Annotated in this window: 12 protein-coding genes; 6 read left to right on the top strand and 6 right to left on the bottom strand. The window is 71.3% G+C overall.

Going from position 1 to position 14,847, the window contains the following annotated elements; all coding sequences use genetic code 11:
* Positions 1-90: 90 nt before the first annotated feature.
* The 5 genes from ABD901_RS38335 (at position 91) to ABD901_RS38315 (ending at position 5,860) form a co-directional block, all read left to right on the top strand.
* Positions 91-945 carry a hypothetical protein gene (locus ABD901_RS38335; protein WP_345134889.1) on the top strand — a complete coding sequence of 285 codons (855 nt, stop codon included), beginning with the start codon at positions 91-93 and terminating at the stop codon, positions 943-945.
* On the top strand, positions 942-1,505 hold the full coding sequence (locus ABD901_RS38330; RefSeq protein ID WP_345134887.1) for a DUF4129 domain-containing protein: 564 nt from the start codon (positions 942-944) through the stop codon (positions 1,503-1,505). Before ABD901_RS38335 ends, ABD901_RS38330 begins: the two co-directional genes overlap by 4 nt.
* Positions 1,502-3,316: a DUF4350 domain-containing protein gene (locus ABD901_RS38325; RefSeq protein ID WP_345134884.1), complete on the top strand. Its 1,815-nt coding sequence runs from the start codon at positions 1,502-1,504 to the stop codon at positions 3,314-3,316. The genes ABD901_RS38330 and ABD901_RS38325 overlap by 4 nt, the downstream gene beginning before the upstream one ends.
* Positions 3,313-4,311 carry an AAA family ATPase gene (locus ABD901_RS38320; RefSeq protein ID WP_425556776.1) on the top strand — a complete coding sequence of 333 codons (999 nt, stop codon included), beginning with the start codon at positions 3,313-3,315 and terminating at the stop codon, positions 4,309-4,311. The genes ABD901_RS38325 and ABD901_RS38320 overlap by 4 nt, the downstream gene beginning before the upstream one ends.
* A gap of 202 nt (positions 4,312-4,513) precedes the next feature.
* The gene (locus ABD901_RS38315) at positions 4,514-5,860 is read left to right on the top strand and encodes a DUF58 domain-containing protein (protein ID WP_380137987.1); all 1,347 of its coding nucleotides are present in this window, start codon (positions 4,514-4,516) and stop codon (positions 5,858-5,860) included.
* Positions 5,861-6,049: 189 nt separating this feature from the next.
* On the opposite strand, the gene ABD901_RS38310 is transcribed toward ABD901_RS38315, so the two are convergent.
* Positions 6,050-7,045 (bottom strand): stage II sporulation protein M, encoded by a 996-nt coding sequence (locus ABD901_RS38310; RefSeq protein WP_345134882.1) that lies wholly within the window; start codon positions 7,043-7,045, stop codon positions 6,050-6,052.
* Between the two features lie 60 nt (positions 7,046-7,105).
* Here ABD901_RS38310 and ABD901_RS38305 point away from each other — a divergent pair, with 60 nt between their 5' ends.
* On the top strand, positions 7,106-8,029 hold the full coding sequence (locus tag ABD901_RS38305; RefSeq protein WP_345134880.1) for an RDD family protein: 924 nt from the start codon (positions 7,106-7,108) through the stop codon (positions 8,027-8,029).
* A gap of 72 nt (positions 8,030-8,101) precedes the next feature.
* Here ABD901_RS38305 and ABD901_RS38300 read toward each other — a convergent pair whose 3' ends face one another.
* The 5 genes from ABD901_RS38300 to ahcY all read right to left on the bottom strand — a co-directional run bounded on the left by ABD901_RS38300 (position 8,102) and on the right by ahcY (position 14,844).
* Positions 8,102-9,835, bottom strand: a complete 1,734-nt coding sequence (locus ABD901_RS38300; RefSeq protein ID WP_345134878.1) for an ABC transporter family substrate-binding protein — start codon at positions 9,833-9,835, stop codon at positions 8,102-8,104.
* Between the two features lie 46 nt (positions 9,836-9,881).
* Positions 9,882-11,138 carry an iron uptake transporter deferrochelatase/peroxidase subunit gene (gene efeB / locus ABD901_RS38295; protein WP_345134876.1) on the bottom strand — a complete coding sequence of 419 codons (1,257 nt, stop codon included), beginning with the start codon at positions 11,136-11,138 and terminating at the stop codon, positions 9,882-9,884.
* 57 nt (positions 11,139-11,195) lie between these two features.
* On the bottom strand, positions 11,196-12,341 hold the full coding sequence (gene efeO, locus ABD901_RS38290; RefSeq protein WP_345134874.1) for an iron uptake system protein EfeO: 1,146 nt from the start codon (positions 12,339-12,341) through the stop codon (positions 11,196-11,198).
* Between the two features lie 33 nt (positions 12,342-12,374).
* On the bottom strand, positions 12,375-13,220 hold the full coding sequence (gene efeU / locus ABD901_RS38285) for an iron uptake transporter permease EfeU (RefSeq protein ID WP_345134872.1): 846 nt from the start codon (positions 13,218-13,220) through the stop codon (positions 12,375-12,377).
* 157 nt (positions 13,221-13,377) lie between these two features.
* Positions 13,378-14,844 (bottom strand): adenosylhomocysteinase, encoded by a 1,467-nt coding sequence (gene ahcY / locus ABD901_RS38280; protein WP_345134870.1) that lies wholly within the window; start codon positions 14,842-14,844, stop codon positions 13,378-13,380.
* Between the last annotated feature and the right edge of the window lie 3 nt (positions 14,845-14,847).

Below are 14,847 nucleotides of genomic sequence, written 5' to 3'. Positions count from 1 at the left end.
TCTTGGAAATTTCGTACCAGCCCGTGTCGGCACGGCAACTCTGTGTGACGCGGGCATCCGAAGTCGCCCACACCAACTACGGTGTCCCGCGTGGAGGAGACCCGAGCCGTCATACCGATGCGCCCGCTCACCTTCGGGGAGCTGTTGGACGCCGCGGTCTCGCTCCTGCGCGCCCAGGCGCCGCTGCTGCTCGGCTCCGCACTGGTGCTGGCCGTGTGCGAGCAGGCCCTGCTCTTCCCCCTGCGCGGCTGGGCCGGCATGAAGCTGCCCTACTTCTCGCCGACCGCCTACCACCTCGGCGAGTCCTGGCTGGTGTTCTGCGTCGGGATGACCACCGAGGGCGTCATCCTCACGCTGCTTGGCGCCCTCGCCGGCGCGGCCGCCGGGCCCGGGCTGCTCGGGCGGAGGGTCCCTGCGCGCGAACTGCTCCGCCAGGTGGGCCGTCGGACGCTGCCGCTGCTCGTCGTCGCGCTGGCGACCGCGGCGCTGCTGTTCAGCACCTCACTGGTGCTGTTCCTTCCCTTTCTGTTCGTCTTCGGCCTGGTGGGGCTCGCGGCGCCCGCGCTGATCGTCGACCGGGTCGGCCCCTTCCGGGCGATCGGTCGCTCGTTCAAGCTCGCCGGGCGGGGCCTGCGCGGCGCGGCGATCCGGCTGGGCGGATACACGAGCTGGGTCCTGATCCGCCTCGCGCTCGGCCTGGGAAGCTCGGCGCTGCTGGAGATCTGGTTGCGCCCGGGCGGGACGGCATACAAGGTGGCCATGGTCGCGGCCTGGGCGCTGATCGACGCGGTGGCGTATGCGTCGCTCGCCTGCATCGACGCGGTGCTCTACCTGGAGGTCCGGATGCGGGTCGAGGGGCTCGACGTGGCGATCGGCCGCCTGCGCCGCCTCGGCCGCCCGATCGACCTGGCCAGCTCCGTCATCCTCGGGGCGGCGGTGCGATGACCAGGCTCTGGGACCTGTTCCTGCAGGCGATCGACGAGTTCGTCGGCGTGTCGATCGCCTGCATCCTGCTGTTCCTCGCGGCGGCCGTCTTCGGCCTGCTGCACTACTTCTATCCGCGCTGGATTCCGAAGAGCTTCCCGAAGCTGCGCGTCGGCCGCCAGCGCGGCGAGAAGCAGGACGAGCAGCTCGACATCGACCTCGGGCCAGATGAGGAGGAGCCGGAGCCCGAGCCGGAGCCCGACGAGGAGGTGCCCGAGCTGCCCGCGCACGTGTTCGCCTCGCTGGCCGACCGCCTGGCCGCCGAGGGTCGCTTCGCCGAGGCCGTCCGCGAGCGGCTCCGGTCGATGGTCCGCAGCCTGGTCGAGCGGCAGGTCCTCGAGCACCGCCCCGGGATGACCGTCACCGAGCTGGCGCGCGCCGCCGGTGCGGCCAGGCCGTCCGTCGAGACGCCGATGCGCACCGCGTCGGGGATTTTCTCCGATATCTGGTACGCCGAAAAGCCCGCCACCGCCGAGCACGACGACCGCATGCGCCGGCTCGCCGCGGAGGTGAACCAGTGAGGACCGCGACGCCGTCGACCGCCGCGGGCACCCCCGGCGGCACGGGTGCCACGAGCGGCGCCAAAAGCACGACCGGCCCGAAGCTCATCGTCCCCAAGCGCAGCCGGCGCTGGCTGCGGCTCGTCATACCGCCGCTGGCCGTCATCGCCCTGGTGCTGCTCGGCGCCGGGTTCTACCGGTTCGGCGAGCCCGACAAGACCGACAAGGACTTTCTCTCCCCGGACAGTCACGCCGACATCGGCGCCGCTGACCTCGCCGGCCGGGTGCGTGCGGCCGGCGTCACGATCCTGCCGGAGCAGAAGACGTCGGATGCGCTCGTCGCGGCATACAACGGCAATGCCACGCTGCTGATCACCACCCCGCAGCTGGTGAACGGCTTCTACCTGCGGATGATCAAGGTCCTGCCGTCCACGACGCGGGTCGTGATCGTCGAGCCCGACGCCGGAGCCATCGTCGACGGCCTGCTGCCGTTCCGCGCGATGCACCGCAACTACGCCACCAAGGTCACCGGCCCGGGCTGCAGCTACTCGCCGGCGGCGAAAGCCGGTCCGGCCGAGACGGTCCGCAGCCAGTACGGCTACTTCGACTACAGCCTCGGCCGCCCGGTCCAGAGTTGCTACGACGACTCGCTGGTCGTGTACGAGCGGGGTTCCGTTACCGTCACAGTCGTCGGCTCGGCGGATCCGTTCCGCAACGACCGCCTGGACGAGCACGGCAACAGCGCCCTCGCCACCGGGCTGCTCACCGGAGCGCCCAAGCTGATCTGGCTCGACCTGCACCACCGCGAGCCCCCGCCGGCCGTCGTCGACAACTCGGCACTGGCGGGCGGGCCGGGCGCGCCGCCGTCGCTGCGGCCGGTGCAGCCGGGCGAGACCGACCAGGACTTCCCGGTCCAGAACCCCGACCTGCGCGCGCCCCGGCCGCCGAACGTGAACGCCCCGGACCCCAGCGAGGCGCCGGCGCGGGACGATCCGCCCAACCCGCTGTGGTACGCGTTCCCGAAATGGGTGTATCCCACGACGGCGCTCCTCATCGTCGGCGTCATCGCGCTGGCCGTGGCGATGGCCATCCGGCTCGGCGGGCCCGTGGTCGAGCCGCTGCCCGTCGCGGTGCGCTCGAGCGAGACCGCGCTCGGGCGGGGACGGTTGTACCAGCGGGCGCGCGCCCGGTCGGAGGCCCTGCAGATCCTGCGCGACGCCGCGCTGGCCCGGCTCGCGCGGCTGCTGCGGCTCGACCCCGGCGTGGACCGCCGCGTCCTGGTCGAGGCGGTCGCCGCGCGCAGCGGATGGCCTGCGGAGGCGGTCGCGCACGTGCTGTTCGGGCGCGGGCCGGACAACGACGCCGAGCTGGTCGCCGCGGCCGCAAACGTCGAGCAGCTCGTCGAGGCGGCCACGGCGGAGCACCCCGACGCGGCGGCAGAGCAGGACGCGGCGACAGGGCACCCGGCGAACAGCGCGGGCGGCCCGCCGGGCACGACCGGCGCGCCGCGCCCGCCCAACGGCACGACCGGCGCCACGCACGGGCCACCGGCCCCGGCAGGCGCCGCGAGCGCGGTGCACGGCATGCACGCCGTCGCGAGCGCGCAGCACGGCGCGCCAAGCGCTGCGGGCGCGGCGCAGGGCGCGGGCGGGTTGCAGGGTGCGGGTGGCGACGTGGGTGCGGTGCACGGGGGCGAAGGGGCCGCGGGCGGCGGGCAAGGCGTGGGCGAGGCCGTGGCCTCGCCGTGGAACGACAGGTCAGCATCATCTGCATCACCTGGTACGACCGGGCAATCCGCGCCGGGCGAGACAGACGAAGGAGAGCCACGGTGACCGACATCGCCATCCCGCTGATCGAAGGCTCGCCGGAGGCCGGCGCGCAGCAGGCCAGGGCCGCGCTCGGGCGCCTGCGCGCCGAGGTTGCCAAGGTCGTCGTCGGGCAGGATGCCGTCGTGACCGGCATGGTCATCGCGCTGCTGGCGCGCGGGCACGTGCTGCTCGAAGGTGTGCCGGGCGTTGCCAAGACGCTGCTCGTCCGTACCATTGCGGCGGCTCTTGATCTTGATTCCAAGCGGGTGCAGTTCACGCCCGACCTCATGCCCGGCGACGTCACGGGGTCGCTGATCTTCGATGCGCGCAGCGCCGAGTTCCAGTTCCGGGAGGGGCCGGTCTTCACCAACCTGCTGCTCGCGGACGAGGTGAACCGCACGCCGCCGAAGACGCAGGCCTCGCTGCTGGAGGTCATGGAGGAGCGGCAGGTGTCGGTCGAGGGGCGGCCGCGGGCGCTGCCCGAGCCGTTCCTGGTCGCCGCGACGCAGAACCCGATCGAGTACGAGGGCACGTATCCGCTGCCGGAGGCCCAGCTCGACCGGTTCCTGCTCAAGCTCACGGTGCCGCTGCCGACGCGGGACGAGGAGCTCGGCGTGCTGCGCGCGCACCACCAAGGCTTCGACCCGCGCCGGCTGCGGGAGGCGGGGGTGCAGGCGGTGGCGACCGCGGCCGACCTCGCCGCCGGGCGCGCGGCGGTGCTGCGGGTGTCGGTGGCCGACGGGGTGCTCGCGTACATCGTCGACCTGTGCCGCGCGACCCGGGTCTCGCCGTCGCTGGAGCTCGGCGCCTCGCCCCGCGGCGCGACCGCGCTGCTGGCGGCCTCGAAGGCCTGGGCGTGGCTCACCGGGCGGGAGTACGTCACGCCGGACGATGTCAAGGCGCTGGCCCGGCCGACGCTGCGCCACCGCGTGCGGCTGCGGGCCGAGGCGGAGCTGGAGGGCGTGACCACGGACGCCGTGCTCGACTCGGTGCTGGCCACCGTCCCCACCCCGCGATGAGCAACCGCACCTCAGGTCCGACGAGCGCCGTAACAGCGGGCGCGGTGCGGGCGCAAGCCGCGGAGAAGCGCAGCGCCGGCCCGATGAGCGCCGTCAATACGGGCGTGGAGCGGACTAGAGCCGCGGAAATCGGCGGCGGCCGACAGGGCGAGGCCGCGCGAGGCGCGAAGAGCGACGCAACGGCGGGCGGGAGAGGCGTCGCATGATCACGTGGCGGGCGGCGGGGCTGATCGGTGCCGGTGCGGTGCTGGTGGCGGTCGTCGGCCTCATCGCGGGGTCGGCGGTCTCCGCGCCGTGGCTGTGGATCGGGGCCGGGTTCATCGTGCTCGCGGTCGCCGCCGCGTGCGTCGTGGACTTCATCGCCGCCGCGTCGCCGAAGATGCTGCGCATGAGCCGGGCCGGCGACCAGTCGCTGTGGCTCGGAGACAGCGGCGAGGTCACCCTGCTGCTGCAGAACCGGTCCAACCGGGTGCTCAACGGGCAGGTCCGCGACGCGTGGGTGCCCTCGGCGGGTGCCTCACCGACGTTGCAGGAAGTGCGGATCGAGCCGGGGCGCGCGGTCGCCATCACGACGCAGCTCACGCCGACGCGGCGCGGGGACCGGCCCGCGGTGCGGGTCATGGTGCGGTCGTTCGGGCCGTTTCGGCTCGCGTACCGGCAGACGGGACGGCGCACCGCGGACCGGTTGACGCCGGACTGGCGGGTGCGGGTGTATCCGGCGTTCAGGTCGCGGCGGCTGCTGCCCGAGAAGCTGTCGCGGCTGCGGATCATGGACGGGTCGGTGGTGACGCGCGGGCGCGGGCAGGGGACCGAGTTCGACACGCTGCGGGAGTACGTGCTCGGCGACGACGTGCGGTCCATCGACTGGCGTGGCAGCGCACGGCGCTCCGACGTCGTGGTGCGCACCTGGCGGCCCGAGCGGGACCGGCGGCTGGTGTGCGTGCTGGACACGGGGCGTACCTCGGCGGCACGCATCGGCGACGAGCCGCGCCTCGATGCCGCTATGGACGCCGCGCTGCTGCTCGCCTCGGTGGCCGCCCGCGCCGACGACCGGGTGGACCTGCTCGCGGTCGACACGGCCATCCGGGCGTCGGTCACCAACGTCGAGAAGCGCACGCTGCTGTTCCGGCTGGTCACGGCGATGGCGCCGCTGGAGCCGGCCCTGGTGGAGACCGACTTCGGGCTGGTCGCCGGGGAGGTGCTGCGGCGCGAGCGCAAGCGGGCGCTGGTCGTGCTGTTCACGGCGCTGGAGCCGGGGGCGCTCGGCGAAGGGCTGCTGCCGGTGCTGCCGCAGCTGGCGGCGCGGCACAAGGTGATCGTGGCCGCGGTGCACGACCCGGAGCTGGCCCGGATGGCGCGGGTGGGGCCGGACGCGAGCGCCGCCGACGTGTACACGGCGGCGGCCGCCCAGCGCGCCCTCGCCGAGCGCGACCGCGTGGCCGCCGCGCTACGTCACCACGGTGTCGAGGTGGTCGACGCGCCGGCGGACGAGTTCGCCTCCCGCTTGACCGACCACTACCTGGCGCTGAAGCACGCCGGCCGCCTGTAGGCACGAGCGCTCCGGTCGGCCGGTGGCGCTGGGGCACGCCGGCCGACCGAACAAGCGAAAACCTGCAGCACGCCGGCCGCCACAAGCGAAAACCTGCAGCACGCCGGCCACCACAAGCGAAAACCTGCAGCACGCCGGCCACCACAAGCGAAAACCTGCAGCACGCCGGCCGCCTATAGCCAGAGGGGCTCAGGCGGCCGGAAGGGCGGCCTCGCGGATCTCGCCGGGGGTTTCGGTGGTGACGCCCTCCAGGTGGGCCTTGCGGCCGAACAGGAACACGTAGGCGAGGAACAGCGCCCACACCACGAACCCGACGAAATCCTTGAGGATGTTCGGGACCGGCGCGGGCGTCACGAAGGCCTCCAGCAGGCCGCTGACGAACAGCACGGCGATCAGTCCGAGGGCGACGAGGATGCCCTCGAGCGCGGTGTCGGCGAGCGCCCGGCCCCGGGTGCGCAGCGGGCCCGGCGCCACCCAGGCCCAGCCGATGCGCAGGCCGACGCCGGCGCCGATGTACACGGCGGTGAGCTCGAGCAGGCCGTGCGGGACGATCAGGCCGAAGAACACGTCGGCGTGGCCGTAGGCGATCATCACGCCGCCGATGAGGCCGACGTTGAGGGCGTTGAAGAACAGCAGGTAGACGACCGGGGCGAAAGCCACGCCCGAGGCCAGGCACATGCCGGTGAGCAGCGCGTTGTGGGTCCAGACACGCAGGAACTGGTTCTGCGGGAGGTACTCGCTGTAGTAACCGGCGAAGTCCTGGTTGACGAGCTGGTTGATCTCGTCGTCGGTGAAGAAGTACCCCGCGGCGGAGGGTTCGGCCACGATGTACGCCATCAGCCCGAACGAAAGCAGCGAGAACACGGTCGCCACCCCGCACCACCACGGCCACGCCCGGTAGACGGACAGCGGGAACGTCTTGGTGAAGAACCGGCCGATGCCGGCGAAGGAGAACGACGGGCTGCCGGTGAGCGCGTTGCGCGCGGCCAGGACGAGCCGGGACAGCCGCGCGACCAGGATCGGGTCGGGCGACCGGCTGCGGATGAGCGACAGATGGGTCGCCGCGCGCTGGTACAGCGCCACGAGCTCGTCCGCCTCGGCGGCGTTCAGGCGCCGTCGGCGGGAGAGGTCCTCCAGGCGCCGCCACTCGGCGCCGTGCTCGGCGACGTACGCATCCAGGTCCACCCCGGCAGCGTAGACGGAGGGGGCATCCCGGAGGTGTCCCGTTGTAGGACACTGTCAGCCATGAACGATGTCACGGCCCCGGTCACGACCGTGGATCGGCTCGTCAGCGGCGAGGCCGTGGAGCTCGAGGTGCGCGTGGCCCGGGCCGGGTCGCGGGTCCTCGCGCTGATGATCGACATCTTCCTGCAGAGCTTCGTGCTGACCGCCCTGATCTTCGCGTCGCTGATCGGCATGGCGATCGCCGTCGAGGCCGGCGCCGCCGACGGCGGGCTCCTCGAGGCCGTGATCGTGATCGACACCGTGATCGTGCTGGTCGTCTACCCGGTGTTCTGGGAGACGCTGCTGCGCGGGCGCACCCCGGGCAAGCTCGCGATGGGCCTGCGGGTGGTGCGCGACGACGGCGGGCCGGTCCGGCTGCGCCAGGCGCTGGCCCGCGCGCTCGTCGGCCTCGCGATCGAGTGGCCCGGCCTGCTGTTCCCCGTGGTGTCGTGGCTGTTCGGGCTCATCGTGCTGATGCTCAACCCGAACGGCAAGCGCATCGGCGACCTGGTGGCCGGCACGATCGTCATCCACGAGCGCACCCCGGCCTCCTGGGGCTGGGTGCCGGCGATGCCGCCCACGCTGGCCGGATGGGCGCGACTGCTGGACCTGACCGGGCTGGACGACAGCCTGGCGCTGTCCGTGCGGCACTTCCTGGCCCGCAACCGGCAGATCGGCGAGCCGGCCCGCACCGCGCTGGGGCAGGCGCTGGCCACCGAGGTCGCCGCCTGCACGACCCCGCCGCCCCCGCCGGGCACGCCGGGCTGGGCCTACCTCGCCGCCGTGCTGGCCGAGCGCCACCGCCGGGCGAGCCACCGGCTGGCCCGGGCGCGCCTGGCGTCGGCGAGCGTATGGCCGAGCCTGGCCGCCGCCCTGGCGCCGCGACAGCCGCTCCCGATGCCCCAGCCGGGCCGCCCGATGGCCGGAATCCAACCGCCGCGCTGACCCCCAGGGGCCCGCACCCAAATCGGAACTAAACCGACAAAACGCAACGGAAGGCTCGAGAACCCAAAAGCCTCACGAGCCCTCGCGCTGACCCCACTCCTGGATGTTGTACGTCGGTCCCCACACCGAGGGGTTGTCGCGAATGTTCGCGTACTCCTGATAGGTGAAGGTCAGCGTCGGCCGCTGCATCAGCGGCAACACATAGGCGTCCTTGGTCAGCAGCTCGTCTGCCTGGTTGAGCACGTCGGCGGCGTGGCGCGGGTCGACGTCCGAGGCCGCGGCGTGCACGAGCCGGTCGAGCTCCGGGTTGGTGTACCCGCCGTAGTTGCCCGGCGCCCCGGTCCCCCAGCGCTGCTCGGGCGCGCTCTGGTACAGCGGCCCGCTCACCCAGTCGGCAAGGACGAGGTCGAAGTCGCCGGAGGTGAGGGTCTGCGCGAGCCCGTCGGTGGTCTCCGGCCGTGCGTCCAGCCCAATGGCCTTCAGCCCGGCGGCGATCTGCTCGGCCGCCGCGGCACGCATCGCGTTGCCCTTGTCGTAGCGCAGCCGCAGCGCGGGCACGACCTCGGCGGTGCGGGTCAGCAGGCGGCCGTTCTCAACCTTGTAGCCGGCGTCGGTGAGCAGCTTCTTGGCCTTGTCCGCGTCGCCGGAGCCCTGGCCGGTGCCGGTGACGACGTCCTTGTACCCCGCGTCGCCGGGCACGAAGTTGTGGCTGCCCAGCGGCTTGAGGTTCTTGTCGACCGTGCCGTAGGTCTTGTCGATGACGGTCTTGACGTTCACGGCGGTGAACAGCGCGCGGCGCAGGACCGGATCGGCCAGGTACTTGTTCTTCACGTTGAGCGTCAGCTGCTCCCACGCGTAGCTCTCGCCGACCTCGTAGATCACCCCGGGCGTGCCGGAGGCGCCGGTGAGCAGCGCCTGGCTGGGCGAGGGCGCCATGCCGGTGAGCTCCTTGGCGCGCAGGGCCGGGATGATGGCCGCGGGGTCCAGGACGAACTTGAACGTGATCCGGTCGAGCGAGGGCTTCGTCTTGCCGTACCACTTGTCGTTCTTCTTCAGCACCAGCGTCTGGTCCTTGGTGAAGGACTCGATCTGGTACGGCCCGCCGGACCACGTCGGGACGGTCTTGGCGAACCAGTCCGCGGCGCCGGCCACGCCCTCGGGCTTGGCCACGTCGAAGCCCTGCTTGGTGGCCAGATGCGAGGGGTACAGCCCGTCGCTGGAGAAGTCGCCCTTCCAGTCGCCGAAGGTCTTGCCGTCGATGAGGGTCATCGTGACCGTCTTGCCGCCGTCGGAGCCGACGATGCTCTTGATCACGTCGTAGCCCGTCGTGGCGGCCGGGGTGCACGCGGAGCAGTGCGCCGGGTTCCCCGAGTTCTGCTTCCACGTCAGGATGAAGTCGTCGGCGGTGATCGGGATGCCGTCGCTCCAGACCGCGTCCGGACGGATCTTGTAGACGATCGTCTCGGGGGTCTGGTTGGTGATGTCGGCGGAGATCACCAGGTCGGAGTTGGGCTGCAGGCGGCCCTGCGGGTCGACCTGGAACACGCGCGGCAGCAGCCCGGACAACGCCTGCTTGGTCGCCGGCGTGGCGCCCGCGCGGGTGTTGACGTTCCAGTTGGTGACCGGCTGGTCCAGGCCGTAGGTGTAGGCCCCGCCCAGCTTGATCTCGCCGCCGTTGCAGGTGGTCGGGTTCTTCTCGCAGTCGTTGAACCCGATCGTGGCCGTCGGCGACGGCTTGGCCCCTCCGCCGGTGCATGCGCCGAGCATCAGCCCGGCCGCCGCAAGAACGACAATCGAAGCCCGCATCTGCCTTCCAGTTACAAACGCCACCCGGCAACCATAGGGTGCGGGCCTAGGTGAACAGGCCACGCCCCCAGTAGTCGTCCGCAGCGCTGATGCCCGGTGGGCACGCGAACAAACCGCTCGACTCGTGGCGGATGTACTCGTTCAGCGCGTCCTGGCGCGAAAGCCGCGTCTGGATGGGCACGAACTGCTTGCGCGGGTCGCGCTGGTAGGCGATGAAGAACAGCCCGGCGGCGAGGCGGCCGAGGCCGTCGGAGCCGTCGACGAAGTTGTACCCGCGGCGCAGCAGCCGGGCGCCGTCGTTGACCTCGTGATGCGCGAGGCGCACGTGCGCGTCCGCGGCGATGGCCGGCTGACCGTCGGTACCGACGGCGGAGAAAACCGGCTCGTCGAACTCTTTGGCGCCGCTCAGCGGGGCGCCCTCGCCCTTGTTGCGCCCGACGATCGCCTCCTGCTCGGACAGCGAGGTGCGGTCCCACGTCTCGATCAGCATCCGGATCTTGCGGGTGACCATGTAGGAGCCGCCGGCCATCCACTCCTCGCCGTCGCCGGGCTGCACCCACAGCTGGTCCTCGAGCAGCTTGGTGTCCTCGGCCTTGAGGTTGGCGGTGCCGTCCTTGAAGCCGAACAGGTTGCGCGCGGTCTGCTGGTTGCGCGAGGTCGAGGACGTGCGCCCGAAGCCCAGCTGCGACCAGCGCACGCTGACCACGCCGAAGCCGATGCGGGCGAGGTTGCGCACCGCGTGCACGGCGATCTGCGGGTCGTGTGCGCACGCCTGCACACAGATGTCGCCGCCGGAGATCTCGGGCTTGAGCGCGTCCTTGGCGAACTTGGGCAGGTCGGCGAGCGCGGCCGGGCGCTTCGCGGCGATGCCGAAGCGGTCCTTGCCCTGAGCGTCACGGAACAGAGTCGGCCCGAAACCGATCGTGAGGGTGAGGCCGGAGGGCGGCAGGCCGAGTGCCTCGCCGGTGTCGTCGGGCGCCGCCTCCGGCGCGCCGTTGACCGCGCCGATGGCGCCTGCGTCCTTGCCGGCCGTCATGCGCGCCGCCGCCGCGGTCCACTTCTGCAGCAGCTCGACCAGCGCGTCACGGTTGTCCGTGATGACGTCGAAGGCGACGAAATGCAGCCGATCCTGCGCCGGCGTCACGATGCCCGCCTGGTGCGCTCCGTAGAAGGGCACCGCCGCGCCCGGATCCGACGCCTGGGCCGGGTCCGGGCGGTCGAAGACCTGCGAGCCGACTACGCCCGCGGCGGCGGCGCCGATGGCACCGGCCCCCGCGAGGCCGATCATCTTTCGACGGTCCATGTCCCTCTCCCCACAGCGCGCCCGGCCGGGGCCCGGCCGAGCGCGCTCACGTGTGAGCTACTTGGTGGCGACCAGCGGGGCGACCTTGCTGATCGGCTCGGCGAGCGCGTTGATCGCGTCGCCGAGGCTCTTCAGCTGGCCCTCCGACAGCTCGTTGTGCAGCTTCCAGCCGTCGCCGTTGCGGTACTTGTCGAGCTCGGCCTGCGCCGCGGCGAACTTCTCGTCGAGGGTCTTGGCCAGGGCGGCGTCCTTCTCCTCGATCACCGGGCGCAGCGCGGCGATCGCGGCCCGCGAGCCCTCCAGGTTGGCCTGGAAGTCCCACAGGTCGGTGTGCGAGAAGGTGTCCTCCTCACCGGTGATCTTGCCGGTGGCCACCTCGTCGAGCAGCTCCTTGGCGCCGTTGGCGAGCTCCAGCGGCGACAGCTGGACCGACTGGGCCTTCTCGACGATGGTCTTGACGTCGGCGAGCAGCTTGTCGGCGGTCGGGCCGGACTTGCTGATGTCCTTGGTGACCCAGAGGTCCTTCTCGATCTTGTGGAAGCCGGTCCACTCCTGGCCGGGCTCCAGGTCCGCCTCGCGGGCGTCGATCGCCGGGTCGAGGTCGCCGAAGCTCTCGGCGACCGGCTCGATGCGCTCCCAGTAGGTGCGGGCGATCGGGAAGAGCGCCTTGGCCTTCTCGACGTCGCCGGCCTTGACCGCGTTGACGAACTCGGTCGTCTTGTCGATCAGGGCGCCGGTGTTGTTCTTGACGTACGTCTGGTAGTCCTTCGTCGCCTGCGCGAGCTTGGCGTCGTCGGTGAGCGGCTTGGTCTCGCCGGTGGCCTTGAACGAGCCGCGGATGCCGTTGCCGACCATGCCGGGCTTGCAGGCGGTCTCGTAGGTGCCGGCCGGCAGCTCCACGATCAGCTCGCGGGTCAGGCCGGGCGCCACGTTCTCGACCTCGCCGACGATGCGGTCGCCGGTGGCGTACACGTAGAACTCGGTGACCTTGCCGCCCTTGTTGCTGACGGTGAATGTCACCGGCCCGGACACCGCCTCGGTCCGCTCGACCTTGCACTCGGTGTCGGTGGCCGTGACGGCGATCTTGCCGTTGCCGCCTGCGGCGGAGCCGGCCTTGTCGCCGGACGAGTCGTCGCCGCAGGCAGCCAGGCCGAGCGCGAGCACCGGGACGGCGCCGAGGGCGAGCAGGCGTGTATTAGGCATGGTTCTCCTACGAGAGGGGGTTTTGGCGCGGCTTCAGGCGTTGGTGCTCGCCGGCTGCGGTGCCGGCGCGGGCGCGGCCGGCTTGCGCAACAGCGGCAGCAGGAACAGGACGAGGACCGGAACTCCGTAGGCGACCCAGGCGATGGTCTCCAGCACGGACGGCTGGGGCGTGAAGTTGAACATGCCGCGCAGCAGCTCCGCGTACCACGAGGTGGGCGGCAGCGCGCCGGCGAGATCGAACGCGTGGTTGTTCAGGCCCGGCAGGACGTTGGCCTCCTGCAGGTCGTGCACCCCGTACTTGAAGATGCCGGCGGCGACGAGCACGAGCAGGGCGCCGGTCCAGGTGAAGAACTTCGTCAGGTTGATGCGGATGGCGCTGGCGTAGAGCAGCCAGCCGAGCACGACCGAGGTGGCGAGGCCGAGCGTGATGCCGACCAGCGGCTGCCAGGTGTCGGAGCCCTGCGCCGCGGCGAAGAAGAGGATCGAGGTCTCCAGGCCCTCGCGGGCGACGGCCAGGAAGGCCATGCCGGCGACGGCGAAGGGGCCGACCTGGATCGCGTCCTCGAGCCGGCCGCGCAGCTCCTTGGCCATCTGGCGGGCCATCCGGCGCATCCAGAAGATCATGAACGTCACGAAGACGACGGCGATGAGCGAGGCGATCGCGTCGACCAGCTCCTGGCGCGGGCCGGAGAGGTAGGCGGTGCCGGCCTGCAGGATCGCGGCGATGCCGATGGACAGCGCCGCGGCCGCGGCGACGCCGGCCCAGACGAACTTCAGCAAGTGCTTGCGGTCGCTCTTGACCAGAAATGCGACGAGGATCGAAACCACGAGCGTGATCTCGAGCCCCTCGCGCAGGCCGATCAGGTAGATGGCGGTCATACGGGCTCCGCAGGTTAGCCTTGACTTACTTAGGTCAGCATTACCTTAGACCCCACCCGCCTCAGCCTTCAAGACATGGATGACGGAGTGAATTCGGTCATGCCGTCGAAAGCAAAAGCCCCGCCGGCTACGCCGGCGGGGCCTTTCGCAACGAACCTCAGTAGCGGTAGTGGTCCGACTTGTACGGGCCCTCGACCGGGATGCCGAGGTACTCGGCCTGCTTCTTGGTCAGCTCGGTGAGCCTGACGCCGAGGGCGTCCAGGTGCAGCCGCGCGACCTTCTCGTCGAGGTGCTTGGGCAGCGTGTACACGCCGATCGGGTACTCGTCGGTCTTGGTGAACAGCTCGATCTGGGCGATCGACTGGTTCGCGAAGCTGTTGGACATGACGAACGACGGGTGACCGGTGGCGTTGCCCAGGTTCAGCAGGCGGCCCTCGGACAGCACGATGATCGAGTGCCCGTCGTCGAACTTCCACTCGTCGACCTGCGGCTTGATGTTGATCCGCGTCACATCGGAGCGGCGGGCCAGGCCGGCCATGTCGATCTCGTTGTCGAAGTGGCCGATGTTGCCCACGATCGCCTGGTGCTTCATCCGCGACATGTGGTCGGCGGTGATGACGTCGAGGCAGCCCGTCGCGGTGATGAAGATGTCGGCGGTCTCGACGACGTCCTCGACCGTGGCGACCTGGTAGCCGTCCATGGCGGCCTGCAGCGCGCAGATCGGGTCGACCTCGGTCACGATGACCCGGGCGCCCTGGCCGCGCAGCGACTCGGCGCAGCCCTTGCCGACGTCGCCGTAGCCGAAGACCACGGCGACCTTGCCGCCGATGAGCACGTCGGTGGCGCGGTTGATGCCGTCGATCAGCGAGTGGCGGCAGCCGTACTTGTTGTCGAACTTCGACTTGGTCACCGAGTCGTTGACGTTGATCGCCGGGAAGAGCAGCGTGCCGTTCTGCTGCATCTCGTAGAGGCGGTGCACGCCGGTGGTGGTCTCCTCGGTGACGCCCTTGATGCCGGCCGCGATGCGGGTCCAGCGGCGGTTGTCCTCCTGCAGCGAGCGCTGCAGGACGCCGAGGATCACCGCGTACTCCTCGGAGTCGGCGGTGTCCGGCGACGGGACCGCGCCCGCGCCCTCGAACTCGGCGCCCTTGTGCACGAGCAGCGTGGCGTCGCCGCCGTCGTCGAGGATCATGTTCGGGCCCTGGCCGTCGGGCCAGATCAGCACCTGCTCGGTGCACCACCAGTACTCTTCGAGGGTCTCGCCCTTCCAGGCGAAGACCGGGACGCCGGACGGCTTCTCCGGCGTGCCCTCCGGCCCGACCGCGATCGCCGCGGCGGCGTGGTCCTGGGTCGAGAAGATGTTGCAGCTGGCCCAGCGGACCTGCGCGCCGAGCGCGACGAGCGTCTCGATCAGCACCGCGGTCTGGATCGTCATGTGCAGCGAGCCCGTGACCCGCGCGCCCTTGAGCGGCTGCGCGGCGGCGAACTCGCGCCGGATGGCCATCAGGCCCGGCATCTCGTGCTCGGCGAGCTGGATCTCCTTGCGCCCGAAGGCGGCGAGGGACAGATCGGCCACCTTGAAGTCACCATCGGCGACGGTCTTCGGCGGCGGCGTGCTGGTCAATGC

Origin of the sequence: Dactylosporangium darangshiense, from assembly GCF_039537565.1 — a bacterium.
In the GTDB taxonomy this organism is placed as follows: domain Bacteria; phylum Actinomycetota; class Actinomycetes; order Mycobacteriales; family Micromonosporaceae; genus Dactylosporangium; species Dactylosporangium darangshiense.
This window is presented reverse-complemented; position numbering and strand designations above follow the sequence as displayed.

Coding starts and splice junctions, on each gene's coding strand:
- ABD901_RS38330 (WP_345134887.1), top strand. CDS start 942: ATGACCAGGCTCTGGGACCTGTTCCTGCAGGCGATCGACGAGTTCGTC.
- ABD901_RS38315 (WP_380137987.1), top strand. CDS start 4,514: ATGATCACGTGGCGGGCGGCGGGGCTGATCGGTGCCGGTGCGGTGCTG.
- ABD901_RS38305 (WP_345134880.1), top strand. CDS start 7,106: ATGAACGATGTCACGGCCCCGGTCACGACCGTGGATCGGCTCGTCAGC.
- ABD901_RS38300 (WP_345134878.1), bottom strand. CDS start 9,835: ATGCGGGCTTCGATTGTCGTTCTTGCGGCGGCCGGGCTGATGCTCGGC.
- efeB (WP_345134876.1), bottom strand. CDS start 11,138: ATGGACCGTCGAAAGATGATCGGCCTCGCGGGGGCCGGTGCCATCGGC.
- efeO (WP_345134874.1), bottom strand. CDS start 12,341: ATGCCTAATACACGCCTGCTCGCCCTCGGCGCCGTCCCGGTGCTCGCG.
- efeU (WP_345134872.1), bottom strand. CDS start 13,220: ATGACCGCCATCTACCTGATCGGCCTGCGCGAGGGGCTCGAGATCACG.